Annotated in this window: 14 protein-coding genes; 4 read left to right on the forward strand and 10 right to left on the reverse strand. The window is 44.9% G+C overall.

All coding sequences use genetic code 11. The features are described from left to right. Positions 1 to 15: 15 nt before the first annotated feature. The gene (locus ACSFXN_RS02445) at positions 16 to 210 is read right to left on the reverse strand and encodes a hypothetical protein (RefSeq protein ID WP_437148614.1); all 195 of its coding nucleotides are present in this window, start codon (positions 208 to 210) and stop codon (positions 16 to 18) included. 71 nt (positions 211 to 281) lie between these two features. Then, the gene (locus ACSFXN_RS02450; protein ID WP_437148615.1) at positions 282 to 761 is read right to left on the reverse strand and encodes a metal-dependent hydrolase; all 480 of its coding nucleotides are present in this window, start codon (positions 759 to 761) and stop codon (positions 282 to 284) included. Positions 762 to 854: 93 nt separating this feature from the next. On the opposite strand from ACSFXN_RS02450, the gene ACSFXN_RS02455 reads away from it, so the two are divergent. The 4 genes from ACSFXN_RS02455 (at position 855) to ACSFXN_RS02470 (ending at position 4,337) form a co-directional block, all read left to right on the forward strand. Further along, on the forward strand, positions 855 to 1,481 hold the full coding sequence (locus ACSFXN_RS02455; protein ID WP_437148616.1) for a YfbR-like 5'-deoxynucleotidase: 627 nt from the start codon (positions 855 to 857) through the stop codon (positions 1,479 to 1,481). 111 nt (positions 1,482 to 1,592) lie between these two features. Then, positions 1,593 to 2,876, forward strand: coding sequence for a hemolysin family protein (locus ACSFXN_RS02460; RefSeq protein WP_437148617.1), 1,284 nt, complete (start codon positions 1,593 to 1,595; stop codon positions 2,874 to 2,876). Between the two features lie 134 nt (positions 2,877 to 3,010). Next, complete coding sequence (locus ACSFXN_RS02465; RefSeq protein WP_437148618.1) at positions 3,011 to 3,370, forward strand: YolD-like family protein; 360 nt, start codon at positions 3,011 to 3,013, stop codon at positions 3,368 to 3,370. A gap of 118 nt (positions 3,371 to 3,488) precedes the next feature. Continuing rightward, the gene (locus ACSFXN_RS02470) at positions 3,489 to 4,337 is read left to right on the forward strand and encodes a YihY/virulence factor BrkB family protein (RefSeq protein WP_437148619.1); all 849 of its coding nucleotides are present in this window, start codon (positions 3,489 to 3,491) and stop codon (positions 4,335 to 4,337) included. A 39-nt stretch (positions 4,338 to 4,376) separates the two neighbouring features. Here the strand turns inward: ACSFXN_RS02470 and ACSFXN_RS02475 are convergent, their stop codons facing one another. The 8 genes from ACSFXN_RS02475 to ACSFXN_RS02510 form a co-directional block, all read right to left on the reverse strand. Next, positions 4,377 to 5,147 carry a class I SAM-dependent methyltransferase gene (locus ACSFXN_RS02475; protein ID WP_437148620.1) on the reverse strand — a complete coding sequence of 257 codons (771 nt, stop codon included), beginning with the start codon at positions 5,145 to 5,147 and terminating at the stop codon, positions 4,377 to 4,379. Then, positions 5,095 to 6,120, reverse strand: coding sequence for a dipeptidase (locus ACSFXN_RS02480; RefSeq protein WP_437148621.1), 1,026 nt, complete (start codon positions 6,118 to 6,120; stop codon positions 5,095 to 5,097). Before ACSFXN_RS02480 ends, ACSFXN_RS02475 begins: the two co-directional genes overlap by 53 nt. Further along, positions 6,121 to 6,843 carry a gamma-glutamyl-gamma-aminobutyrate hydrolase family protein gene (locus ACSFXN_RS02485; protein WP_437148622.1) on the reverse strand — a complete coding sequence of 241 codons (723 nt, stop codon included), beginning with the start codon at positions 6,841 to 6,843 and terminating at the stop codon, positions 6,121 to 6,123. 147 nt (positions 6,844 to 6,990) lie between these two features. Further along, positions 6,991 to 8,421 carry a D-alanyl-D-alanine carboxypeptidase/D-alanyl-D-alanine endopeptidase gene (gene dacB / locus ACSFXN_RS02490; RefSeq protein ID WP_437149149.1) on the reverse strand — a complete coding sequence of 477 codons (1,431 nt, stop codon included), beginning with the start codon at positions 8,419 to 8,421 and terminating at the stop codon, positions 6,991 to 6,993. A 373-nt stretch (positions 8,422 to 8,794) separates the two neighbouring features. After that, positions 8,795 to 9,064: a hypothetical protein gene (locus tag ACSFXN_RS02495; RefSeq protein WP_437148623.1), complete on the reverse strand. Its 270-nt coding sequence runs from the start codon at positions 9,062 to 9,064 to the stop codon at positions 8,795 to 8,797. A gap of 85 nt (positions 9,065 to 9,149) precedes the next feature. Next, the gene (rbsB, locus tag ACSFXN_RS02500; protein WP_437148624.1) at positions 9,150 to 10,073 is read right to left on the reverse strand and encodes a ribose ABC transporter substrate-binding protein RbsB; all 924 of its coding nucleotides are present in this window, start codon (positions 10,071 to 10,073) and stop codon (positions 9,150 to 9,152) included. A 13-nt stretch (positions 10,074 to 10,086) separates the two neighbouring features. Then, positions 10,087 to 11,031: an ABC transporter permease subunit gene (locus tag ACSFXN_RS02505; RefSeq protein WP_301855469.1), complete on the reverse strand. Its 945-nt coding sequence runs from the start codon at positions 11,029 to 11,031 to the stop codon at positions 10,087 to 10,089. Then, on the reverse strand, positions 11,012 to 12,514 hold the full coding sequence (locus ACSFXN_RS02510) for a sugar ABC transporter ATP-binding protein (RefSeq protein WP_437148625.1): 1,503 nt from the start codon (positions 12,512 to 12,514) through the stop codon (positions 11,012 to 11,014). The genes ACSFXN_RS02505 and ACSFXN_RS02510 overlap by 20 nt, the downstream gene beginning before the upstream one ends. Positions 12,515 to 12,517 lie beyond the last annotated feature (3 nt).

Below are 12,517 nucleotides of genomic sequence, written 5' to 3' on the forward strand. Positions count from 1 at the left end.
AGATGCTTTTCCTTTTCAACCTTCTTCACGCTCTTTAATCGGATTTTGTTCATCCCCGATTCCTAAGTTGCTGTGAGCGCCTTTTTTCCCCATTTCCATGCCATCCTCATTGGATTCCTGCTCAATGGTTTCAAATTCTTCCCGCTGCCGCCGATCTTCTGTACCATTCGAATTCGGCTGTCTTTCAGTTGAAAAGTCGTCTTTCCCCATCAAACCTGCCTCCCTATCTCTTTTAAGGAACATATTCCCTTATTGCCTTTTATAAAACATCATTTCGGCAATCAAAAATAGAAAGAGAAAGCTTCGTAGCCGAAATAAACCGACAAGAGAGACAAGGCAGCAAATACTGCATATTCGGCTATGCTTCCAGTTTTGGTGGTTATAGGGAAACGAACTGTAATTTTAAGGGGAAACAGCAGCTTGATGCCGTTTTTTGTCGCCATATCCAATATGTAATGGCTCACCATCCCTACTAAGATTCCAGCAGTTACCGCTTCGTTTACAGAAACAGCATTTAATAAAACGCCAATCAATATTAAAAACAGCAGACTATGAGTGAATGTACGGTGCCCAAATAATGTATTAATAATTTTCGACAACATCGGAAGAGTTCTTCCGATTTTGCTGCCGCCGTGGCAAATGTCGGGAAGTATAGCCCCGACCACTCCGGCGCCCAGCAAGATCACCGGATCGTAATGGGTGATTTGAGCAAAAGCAAGGCTTGCTGCGATACCGCCTGTGATGTGTGTTTTTCCTGTCATGCGAATTGTCTCCTTTTTTATTGTTCCATCTTTTATTATACGCAAAATAGGGTATGGTGTTGTTAGAGAAATTACGTAAAAGGAGTCGAGGGAATGGGAATTCATAAGTTTTTTACTTCATTGAATGATTTGGAGCGTATTATTCGGGCTCCTGGAAGATTTAAATTCGAAGAACATAACGTGGCAGCGCACTCTTGGAAAGTCAGCCAGTATGCCTTATTCTTTGCAACAATTGAAGAGCGGGCTGGACAGACCATCGATTGGAAATCCCTGTATGAAAAAACCATCAATCATGACTTTGCAGAAGTCTTTATCGGAGATATCAAAACCCCCGTCAAGCATTCATCTCCTGAATTGAAGGAAATGATTGCAAAAGTTGAAGAAGGCATGATGGAAAAGTTCATTCTACGGGAAATCCCGGAAGATTTTCAGGAAGTCTTTTTCGATCGGATGAAAGAAGGCAAAGATGCGACTATTGAAGGCCGGCTGCTTGAAATGGCGGACAAACTGGATCAGTTTTACGAATCTTTTGCAGAACTGAAACGAGGCAACGCTGACCAAGAATTTGTGGCGATGTACCGGATTGCATTGAAAAAATTGCTGGCCATCCCGCTAAAAGCAAGTGTCACTTATTTTAGAGAAGTTGTGCTTGAAGATGTCATCAGCGAAGAGACCATTATTGATATCAGGGAAATTACCTACGAGGTATTGAAGGGCTAACAAGCGTTTGCTATATGTTTTATCTTAAATTTATGGTAAATTTATTACTATATAAAATAACCCGGAGGTGAATCCCTTATTTAAGGGAATTTATTGGACCCCATACTTTTAATGAATTTAGCTTTACTCGTTTTACTAATCGCGTTGACTGCCTTTTTCGTCGGTGCAGAGTTTGCTGTTGTCAAAGTCCGCATTTCGCGCATTGATCAGCTGATTGAAGAAGGAAATAAAAAAGCTGTGCTTGTAAAAAAAGTAGTCGGCGATTTGGATTATTATTTATCGGCTTGCCAGCTTGGCATCACAGTGACAGCGCTCGGGCTCGGATGGCTCGGAGAACCGACAATTGAACGCCTGCTGCATCCTTTGTTTGAACTTTTAGGCGTTCCTGCTTCTGTTTCCTTGATCATTTCGTTTGTTCTGGCATTCTCCCTTGTGACTTTCCTGCATGTTGTAGTCGGTGAAATGGCTCCAAAATCGTTGGCGCTGCAATTTGCGGAGCGCATGACTTTGTCTTTGGCTCCCCCGCTTTACTGGTTCGGTAAAATCATGGCACCTTTTATCTTCATTTTAAATGGCTCCGCTCGAGTGTTTCTGCGGATCTTCGGCGTACAGCAGGTCAAAGAAGATCAGGCCCATTCAGAAGAAGAACTGAAAATCATCATGGCTCAAAGTTTTCAAAGCGGTGAAATCAATCAGACTGAGCTTTCCTATATGCAAAACATCTTTGCATTCGATGAGCGAAGTGCGAAGGACGTCATGGTTCCCCGCACGCAAATCATTGCATTCCCGCAGGATTTGAACAGCGACGAATTGCTGGCGGAGCTTCGGGAGCACCGGTATACCCGCTATCCAATTGCGAATAACGGAGATAAAGACGATTTGATCGGGTTTATTAATGCGAAGGAAATTTTAACGCATTATGCGGTTAATGGCAGTGTCAACATGGTTGACTTCATCCATGAACTTCCTTATTTCCATGAAACTACGCCGCTTCAAACGGCGCTCATGAAAATGCAAAAGGACCGTACACATATCGCGCTTGTTATTGACGAATACGGCGGAACATCCGGCATCATTACGATGGAAGATATTTTAGAAGAAATCGTTGGTGAAATACGCGATGAATTTGACGATGAAGAAGAAGCTGAAATTATTAAAGAAAGTGAAGACCGTTATCTTATAAACGGGCGCGTTCTTTTAAAAGACTTGGAAGAGCGCTTTAACATGGAATTTGAAGATAGCGAAGACATCGACACGATAGCCGGCTGGATTCAACACCAGTTGATTGAGGCTGAAACTGGAGATGTTGTCGAAAAAGAAGGCCACCGCTGGTCAATTATTGACATGGAGAACCACCATATCTTGAAAGTGGCGGTTGAAATCGTCAACAATTAATAAAAAAAGGGCATTCCTAAGTTGGAATGCCTTTCTTTTTGTCTATAAAACCCAATTATTTCGGCTTAGGATTGACCTTTAGTCATCTCTTATATAAAATTAGAACAAACGTTCTTGCTAGAAGGAGGGTCATGATGAAGCTAAACAAACATTTATCGGTAAAAGGGCACATTAAAGACCGTGGAAGCATTAAATGGACTGCTATGATGCTGCCGGAGCATGTGCAAATGCTTCGCGAATGGCAGAAAGAAGACCGCTACAACACGAAGCCCGATCTGGACGAATTTGACTTGGAAGCTATTTACGAAGAAATCCAACTCGCCTATAAACGGCAATGTGATATTGAAATCCGCGTCTGGCGTGGAGACGCGCAAACTTTCACGGGTATTATCACTGTTATTGACTTGCGCCTGCAGAAGCTCCATCTCGATACCGGACTCCATACCCAAAAGCTTTCATTTGCAGAAATTATAGGTGCTAAAACCTTAGATTAAACAGGAAAAAGAAGCGGCATGCCCATCTGCATGTCCGCTTCTTTCCGTTTAGAGGATTAAAGCACAGCATTACGGGGCATATAAAAGATAAGCAACATTAACTAAGGAGGTTGGATTTATGAGCAAAGCGAAGGCCGTCGCCAAAGATTTGGTCGGCGAAATTAAAAGAGACAGGGCCACGACACTGGCTGCTGCACAAGCTTATTATTATTTATTAGCTATTGTTCCATTATTAATCTTATTACTAGCAATTCTTCCGTATTTACAGCTCGACCCACAACGGGTAATGGATTTAGTAGGCACTATTCTTCCCGGAGAAATGGCTGCCACGTTCCAGGATACAATTGTCAGTGTGGTGACTGTCCCATCCGGCGGTTTACTGACATTCGGTATTTTAGGTACATTATGGTCAGCATCTAATGCCATGACAGCTTTTATCGAAGCCACCAATCAGGCATATGATGTAGAAGAAACGCGTTCTTTCTTCAAATTGAAAGGCATGGCAATCATCTTGACTCTCTTTATGCTAGTGGCCGTTATTGTGGCGCTGGTTCTTCCGATTTTCGGTGGCACTATTATCGACGTAGTCAGTTCAATCCTGAGTTTGCCGCCGCAAACCGAAATTATCTTCCAAGTGCTTCGCTGGGTCATTTCTATTGCGGTTATGAGTATTGTATTGGCATTCCTTTACAAATTTGCGCCGAATAAGCATTTTCCATTTAAAGAAGTAATCATTGGTGCGGTTATTGCTACTATTCTGTGGCAAGTCGTGTCACTCGGCTTCTCGTTTTACGTTTCAAACTTCGGCAGCTATTCTGCCACTTACGGCAGCCTCGGTGCTATTATCGTTCTGATGCTGTGGTTTTTCCTGACCGGTCTAATCCTGGTCGTCGGTGCGGAAATAAATGCCATTCTGCATAAACGAAAACACACAAAAAATGCACCTGCTCAAGTATTTGAAGAGTAGCAAAAAACCAGCGCACTGATAAAAATCAGTGCGCTGGTTTTATTTTTGGTACATAACCATCCATTCATCAATCTCAAAAGTCTGAATTTCTCCGTTTTGGACAGCGATTTTAAAATAATCTTTGGCTGCGCCATCTGCCTCCAGTAAATGCCGGGTGACACGTTCAATTTGTTCTTCGCTGTCAGCCGTCCGTCTTACCCATGTTGGATACTTGAACGTTTTTTTGCGGTCCAGTGATTGGATTTCCTCCAGTGCATTCGCCTCCAGCAATTGGCGCCATTCCCTTTTGGACAAACAACGCGCATGGCTGTCATCTCTCAGTTTTTCTGTGGTATTCATGAAAATGCCCAATTCAGCATCTTCTGGTGCAACATTATCAATCAAAATAAGTTTTCCGCCCGGCTTTAATACACGTGCTGTTTCCTGGATGAATTTTTCAGGATGCGGAAAATGATGCGGCGCGATTCTGCAAACTGCTGCATCAAAGCTATCTGCTAAAAAAGGCAAAGCTTCAGCATCTGCTACCACATAAAGAATATTGTCAAAATCCTTTTGGAGATGCTTTGCTGTGTTTTCCAGCATCGCCTCTGTCAAATCGATTGAAACGACTGTACCGACTCGCGGTGCCAGTACTCTGGAGACATGCCCGCCGCCTGTCGCAATATCCAGGATGGTCCATGTTTTTTCAGGGTGCAACCACTCAGCTAAGAGCGGAAGATCGTCCCCTTTCGCATGGATATCGCTTGTTACATACTTGTCAGCGTTTTTGCCAAATACCGACTTCACTTTGTTTTTCACTTGTTCTTCCATTATTTATCCCCCTTAATGCTTGGATGCCAGGCCGATGCTCTAAAAAGTTCCGGTAGGCGAAACCGGCAACTTCCTCTTCCGAATAACGCTTTTGCAGTTCATTGACAAGATTCTGGAATTTCGAGGCATTTTCCAAATCCTCTATATACGCACCGATGCCGTCAAAATCGGAACCGATTCCGATATTCTGGACGCCGCCAAGTCCGCAGAAGTGGTCGATGTGCTTGATCAAATCCGGAATGGTGACCTTGGACGTATCTTCTTTAATAAAGTCCAGACAAAATACCACGTCGATCAAACCGTTCTTCGCAAACATCGCTTTAGCCTGATCGTCGTCGAGGTTGCGCGGATGATCACGGAGCGCGCGGGCATTGGAATGGCTCGCCAGCGGATAATCCGCAAGTTCTATGACATCCCAAAAGCCTTTTACGGATAAATGAGAAACATCCGTGAAAACCCGGTGTTCATTGTTCAGGCGCACCACTTCTTTCCCTAGCAGCGTCAAGCCGCCTCCACGCGGTTCTCCTGCGCCGTCTGCGCATAAATTTGCGTTGTTCCACGTCAGTCCAATTGACAGTACACCCAAGCGGTATAATTGACGCAGTTTCATCAAGTCGTTTCCGAATGCATCCGCTCCTTCAAGCGTCAAAACAGCGCCAATTTCATTGTCTTTTAAGCGGTCAATGTCTTCCCATTTTTTTATGTGCTTTATCGCCGGATTTTTACTGAGAACTTCGGTGTAGAATAGATCCACTTGCTCCAGTGCATGCTGCCATTTTTCGTCTGACGGTACATCCGGATAAAGGAAAATAGCGAAAAACTGGACTTTTACTCCGCCTGAATGGAGGCGTTGATAATTGGTATCCAGTGCCTCAGAGTCGGTAAAATTCAATGGTTCTTGTTGAAAAAAACTTCCTCTTTTAGCTAACTGCAATTTCAGCAAAGCATCACAATGTGTATCGATGATTTTCATTTATTCATCTCCTTCTTCCACGCAAGCTTCAACGAATCCTTTGAAAATTTTCTGAGAAGGCTCATCGGATGCGATCGCCATATTTTCGGGATGCCATTGCAGCCCCAAGACAAAATGATGTTGCTTGCTTTCAATCGCTTCTATTACGCCGTCGCTTGCGGTTCCGCTGACCAGAAATGATTCAGGAACATGCCGGTTCGCCTGATGATGGCGGCTGTTGACTCTCAGTTTTTCAGTTCCAGTCAAACGATGAAGCAACGAACCTTCTTCCACGTGAACGAAGTGGCTGCCATGTTCCACTGGCGCCTTTTGCTGATGCTGAAGCACATCGCCTTCTTTTTGAGCAGGAATGTCTTGATACATATCTCCTCCCACTGCAACATTCAAAATTTGCGCTCCGCGGCATACGCCTAAAATTGGTTTGCCAAGCTCCAGGACTTTTTGGATCAGCGCCAGTTCAAAAGCATCTCTTGAAGGAATAATGGTGCCTAGATTCGGATGGGGCTCTTCTCCGAAAAGAGTCGGATCGACATCATAACCGCCTGCTGCAAACAGCCCATCAATGTGTTCAGCTATTTGATCTATGTCTGCTTCTTCCCTTAAATGCCCAAGCATGATGGGCAATCCGCCTGCCTGCAAAATCGCTTCTGTATCCGCCAGTTGGATCTGGTATTTTTCTTTTCCTAACTCCTTTGATGAAGTAACACCGATGATCGGTTTCATATGTAATTCCTCCTTGTTTATTTTCTGAATACCATAAACATACAGAATTGAGAGTGAAATTACTAGAGAGCTCTATAAAGTTATTCGATTTTTCTCCAAATCAGCACAAGCCCCGAAAAGAAGTTTACTTTTCGGGGCTTGTATCAGTTATTCGCCGTCATATGCTGCAATCGCTGTGGCAATAGCATCTTCAATTGGCGTAACGGTGGCTAAATCATTGTTGATGACAATCGAAAAGGCCAACTTCTCTCCCTCTTTCGTGGTGGCATATCCCGATAATGAGGAAACAGCTGTCAGGCTTCCGGTTTTAGCTATGACATTCCCTGTTGCTTCCCCTGTTTTCAACCGATTGCGAAGCGTTCCTCCGACCATGCGGTCTGCTGCACCAGCTACTGGGAGTGAAGTCAAGAAAGTGTCATGCCACTCTTTTGGCTGTGCCGCATAAAGCAGCTGGGAAATTTCATTGGCTGGAATCAAATTCACATGAGACATACCTGAAGCGTCGCGCAATTGAATAGTGCCCGTATCGACGCCCAGCCCTGCTGCTACTTCTTCAATTACATCAAGGCCAGCGTCCCAGCTGCCTTCACTGGATACCACCTGCCCCATCTCTTTGGCCAAAATTTCCGCGTGCCCATTATTGCTCAGCTTCATGAACGGAATAAAAAGATCGCGCAATGGCATGGATTTCCGCTCAGCAAGCAAAGTTGTGCCTTCTGGAGTTTTCCCCATCTCCAGACTGTGATTGCCAATCAACTGGATACCTTCTGCCAGCAATGCGTTCTCAAACAAATCAAGCGCATAACCGGCAGGCTCCGATACCGCAATCCACTCGCGCGTGCGCGATCCTTCAAGCGGCATTTCCCCTTCGATAATGACATCATTCGTTCCGTGGTCTCGTGTGATGGAAACAGTTTTCTTTTGTCCTGCCGGCACTGTCGTTGTTTTATTGATGACATTTACATAATCCGTATGCGGCGTGAGTGTCACTTTTGTTTCGGTTCCTACTTTATCTCCTGAGTTGACTTCCACAATGACTGACCCGGCGTCATAGTCTTCATTTGGTGAAGCGGTCAGGGCAGATACTTGCGCTCCGTAATAATAGATTTCATCTTTCCAGGTGATGTCTTCAGACAATCGCTCGTCGTCATACCAAGTATCATCGCCGATCAAATTGCCTTTCACTTTCTGAATGCCCTGGCTTTTCAATTCGGCAGCAAACTGTTCAAAGTCTTCCTGCAGCAAAGTCGGATCTCCTTTGCCTTTCAAATATAAATTGCCTTGCAAAACTTTTCCTTTAAGCTGTCCATCTGTATGTATTTCCGTGGTGAACTGATAGTCTTCCCCAAGCGTTTCAAGTGCAGCCATGCTGCTGAACAATTTCGTGTTCGACGCCGGTTTTAGGCGAACATCGCCGAAATGGTCGTAAATCACTTCCCCTGAATCAGCTTTTCGAACACTGACACCGGTGGTCGCACCATCCAGCCGCTTATCCTGTAAAATTCCATTGATGTCATTAACCAGCCCGGCATAGTCTTCATCCGCCCCCGCCGACTGGTTGCGATCGCCCCATTGCATTGGCGAAAAAGCCAATGCCGCTGCTAAAAATAAAAGAACTCCCCACTTCCAAGACCGCTTCTTATCCACTCGCCCATCTCCTTCAATCGTGTAATAACAGAAGCGTAGCATATTAAAAGAAAGAATATTCCGATTTTTATACAAATGAATCAATGAACATATAATTTTTATCTTTAATAGTAATATTATCCATTCAATATTAAAAAATAATCGCAGGAAATGGCAGTTGAGCATATCGGAACCGAAGTTGGGCATATTACCTTCCTAGATGGGCATAAAGCATCCAGAGTTGGGCATAATCGGCTTGAAGTAGAGCATAAAACAAAAAAAAGAGAGGCATGTTCTGCCTCTCTTCATACACCGGCTTTAATTTTCAGCCTTCCCACTGGATATCCGTCGAATGGACAAGCCGTTCCCCGACAAAAATCCGGCATTGCACTTTAAAAAGGAACAAACCGATCGAGACTTTGATGTCTTCAGTCTCGCCTTCATCATTTTGCACTTTCCCGAACAGCCGTGAACTCCAATGGAACCCCAATTGTTCATCTTGCAAAACGCCATCCACAAAAAGCTTTTCACTTGATAAGGTTTTCTCTATTTGAATTGTGTGCGATCCGTACTTCAACTTCCAGACATGCCTCATACCATCGCCTCCCGCTCGTTACTGTTAAAGCCAGTATAGCAGAAATAGAAAAGGCATTGCGTTTCCGCAATGCCTCGTTTTCTAATTATGGTTTCACCAATTCCAATTCAACCGGAATCGATGCTTCCACTTCTTCGCCATCCAATGCTTTTACAGCAGTTTCGACCGCTGTCTGCCCGATCAGTTCCGGTTTTTGGGCAATGGTTCCAGCCAAGCGGCCTTCTTCTACTGCTTTAACCGCGTCTTCTGTTGCATCGAAGCCAACTACTGTAATGTCTTTTCCTGCTGCTTCAATCGCTTCAAGAGCACCCAATGCCATTTCGTCGTTGTGCGCAAACACTCCCTTAATGTCAGGGTTCCCTTGAAGAATGTTTTCCATAACCGTCAAACCTTCTGCACGGTCAAAATTAGCCGTTTGTTTTGCTATTACTTCTAAACTTTCCGTTGCTACTTTGTTGAAGCCTTCTCCGCGTTCACGTGCTGCAGAAGCTCCTGGCACGCCTTCCAGTTCAGCTACCTGTGCGCCATCCCCAACAAGCGACAATAAGTATTCTCCTGCCATTTCCCCACCGGCAATGTTGTCTGATGCAATATGGGAAACAACTTCTCCGCCTGCTGCGCTTCGGTCAACTGTAATCACAGGAATGTTGGCTGAATTGGCAGATTCAACTGCTGCAGCCACCGCTTCAGAATCCACAGGGTTGATCATGATTAAATCCACACCTTGCTGGATTAAATCTTCTACGTCACTTGCCTGCTTTGCTGCATCATCTTGGGCATCTACTACAGAAATCGTTGCGCCCAGTTCTTTCGCTTTCGCTTCAGCACCTTCACTCAATGTGACAAAGAACGGGTTATTCAATGTAGAAATAGAGAAACCGATTTTGTAATCTCCACCCGACTCTCCACCGCCTCCAGCATCCTCTGATTCAGAACCAGGCGCTTCCATTGAACATGCTGCCAAAATCATCATTGCCGCCATTACCAACAGTAAAAACATTTTTTTCATTTTCTTACACCCCTTATGCTGTTTTTTTACGGTCCAGGAGAACCGCTAATAATATTACTGCACCTTTGACTACTTGCTGGAAAAAGGATGAAACCCCGATCAAATTCAACCCATTATTCAAGACGCCGATGATCAATGCACCGATCAAAGTGCCAACAATCCAGCCCCGGCCGCCGGTCAAGCTGGTGCCGCCAAGGACAACCGCCGCAATGGCATCCAGTTCAAACATTTCCCCTGCTGTAGGCTGAGCTGAGTTCAACCGTGAAGTCAGGATTAAAGAAGCAAGTCCGGCAAGCAGACCAACCAATGCATATACATAGATTTTAATGCGGTCGGCATTGATGCCTGAAAGAATAGATGCTTCTTCATTGCCTCCTACTGCAAACACACGCCTGCCAAATGTGGTCTTTTTCAAGATAAAGTACAGAATCCCGAAACTGATGAGCATCGTCACCACAGGAATTGGAATCCCTAGAAAATAACCTTTCCCAAGCATCTGGAAAGCCATACTGTCCCCTAGCCCGGAAATCGGACGGCCTTCTGTATAAACCAGCGTTAAGCCACGATAAATCGTCATTGTGGCAAGTGTCGCAATAAACGGTGCCACTTTTCCTTTGGCAATGATGATTCCATTTATCGCCCCTAAAACAGCTCCGAGCAATAATCCTAGCAGCATGGCCAGAATCGGGTCCATCCCGCTCGCCATCATTCCGGCTGTAACGGCTCCCGTAAGAGCTAATATCGAACCGACCGATAAATCGATTCCTCCCGTCAAAATGACAAAAGTCATCCCGAATGCGATCAGCGCATTCATTGAAACTTGCCGAAGTACGTTCAACAAATTATTGGCTGCTAGAAATCTCGGCTCTAGAATAGAGATAATAATAATGATTAAAATCAATCCGATAAATGGAGCGATTTTTTGAAGCACCGACTGATTACCTGTTTTCAACTGCAAGTTTTCCACCTCCTGTAGCAAAATGCATGATTCGTTCTTGCGTCATTTCGTTTTTCGGCAAGTCGGCCGTCACTTTTCCTTCATGCATGACGATGACCCGGTCGGCCATGCCGATCACTTCCGGCAATTCAGATGAAATCATTAAGATGGCTACGCCGCGTTCGGCCAGTTCGTTGATGATCGAGTAAATTTCTTTTTTTGCTCCGACATCGACACCCCGTGTCGGTTCATCCAGAATCAGCAGTTCCGGTTCAATGCCAAGCCATTTAGCAATTACCACTTTCTGCTGATTCCCGCCGCTTAGCGATTTCGCTGTCTGTGTTGGCCCCGAAGTCCGGATCCCCAAGCGTTTGACCATCCGGTCATATAGCGAACGCTCTTTATCTTTCGAAATCAATCCATTCTTGGAAATAGAAGAAAAGTTGGTCATGCTGACATTCTCTTCTACGCTAAAATCGACAATCAACCCTTCGGATTTCCGGTCTTCTGTTACGTAACCGATTCCCAGTTCTTTTGCAGTCTTTGGCTTATCGATTTTGACTTGGCGGCCATCCAGCTCAAGCGTCCCTGCATCCGCTTTCTTGTAACCGAATAAGGATTGGGCGACTTCCGTCCGGCCCGCTCCCATGAGTCCGGCAATGGACAGGACTTCCCCTTTCCGGATTTCAAATGAGACATTTTCAAAGCAATTTTTCCGCGACAAGCCTTTGACTGCCAACTTAACTTCCCCAATCTTTGCATTGCGCTCAGGAAAGCGTTCACCCAGTTCACGCCCAACCATCATTTGGACAATTTCTTCAAAAGAAGTTTCACTGATATTCCGGTCTCCAACATACTGGCCGTCCCGCAATATAGTAATGCGGTCACATAAAGAGAAAATCTCTTCCATTCGGTGAGATATGTAGATGAACGAAACACCTTTGCTCTGCAAATTGCGGATCGTCGCAAACAGCGTGTCAATCTCCCGGTCTGTTAAAGCGGCGGTTGGTTCATCCATGACAATCACTTCAGCTTCAGCAGACAGTGCTTTTGCAATTTCCACGATTTGCTGCTGCCCTACCGAAAGCGTGCTGGCCGGCTGGGATGGGTCAACATTCAATCCGAGCTCTGTCAAAGCTTTTCGGGTCTTTTCCCGCATATCTTTAGTTTTTAAAACCCCGCTGCGTCCGAATGTTTCTTCCTTCCCCAAGAAGAGATTATCGGTAATCGACAAATGCGGCAGAATGTTCAATTCTTGATGAATCACTGCAATTCCGGCTTCTTCTGCTTGCTTAGGCGAGGTGAAGTGGATTTCTTTCCCTTTTACTTCAACGGTTCCGCTATCGCGGGAATAAATGCCGGTCAAAATTTTCATCAGCGTTGACTTCCCGGCACCGTTCTCGCCCATCAATGCATGAATTTCTCCTTTTTCCAAAGAAAACTGGACATCCTTCAACACCTGGTTTCCACTGAACGATTTTGATATATTATTCATTTTTATCATGGC

The organism is Planococcus sp. 1R117A, from assembly GCF_051417975.1.
In the GTDB taxonomy this organism is placed as follows: Bacteria; Bacillota; Bacilli; order Bacillales_A; family Planococcaceae; genus Planococcus; species Planococcus shenhongbingii.

Bases quoted from the DNA above. Each gene is read 5' to 3' on its own strand.
- ACSFXN_RS02445 (WP_437148614.1), bottom strand. From the start codon at position 210: ATGGGGAAAGACGACTTTTCAACTGAAAGACAGCCGAATTCGAATGGT.
- ACSFXN_RS02450 (WP_437148615.1), bottom strand. From the start codon at position 761: ATGACAGGAAAAACACACATCACAGGCGGTATCGCAGCAAGCCTTGCT.
- ACSFXN_RS02455 (WP_437148616.1), top strand. From the start codon at position 855: ATGGGAATTCATAAGTTTTTTACTTCATTGAATGATTTGGAGCGTATT.
- ACSFXN_RS02460 (WP_437148617.1), top strand. From the start codon at position 1,593: ATGAATTTAGCTTTACTCGTTTTACTAATCGCGTTGACTGCCTTTTTC.
- ACSFXN_RS02465 (WP_437148618.1), top strand. From the start codon at position 3,011: ATGAAGCTAAACAAACATTTATCGGTAAAAGGGCACATTAAAGACCGT.
- ACSFXN_RS02470 (WP_437148619.1), top strand. From the start codon at position 3,489: ATGAGCAAAGCGAAGGCCGTCGCCAAAGATTTGGTCGGCGAAATTAAA.
- ACSFXN_RS02475 (WP_437148620.1), bottom strand. From the start codon at position 5,147: ATGGAAGAACAAGTGAAAAACAAAGTGAAGTCGGTATTTGGCAAAAAC.
- ACSFXN_RS02480 (WP_437148621.1), bottom strand. From the start codon at position 6,120: ATGAAAATCATCGATACACATTGTGATGCTTTGCTGAAATTGCAGTTA.
- ACSFXN_RS02485 (WP_437148622.1), bottom strand. From the start codon at position 6,843: ATGAAACCGATCATCGGTGTTACTTCATCAAAGGAGTTAGGAAAAGAA.
- dacB (WP_437149149.1), bottom strand. From the start codon at position 8,421: ATGCAATGGGGCGATCGCAACCAGTCGGCGGGGGCGGATGAAGACTAT.
- ACSFXN_RS02495 (WP_437148623.1), bottom strand. From the start codon at position 9,064: ATGAGGCATGTCTGGAAGTTGAAGTACGGATCGCACACAATTCAAATA.
- rbsB (WP_437148624.1), bottom strand. From the start codon at position 10,073: ATGAAAAAAATGTTTTTACTGTTGGTAATGGCGGCAATGATGATTTTG.
- ACSFXN_RS02510 (WP_437148625.1), bottom strand. From the start codon at position 12,514: ATGATAAAAATGAATAATATATCAAAATCGTTCAGTGGAAACCAGGTG.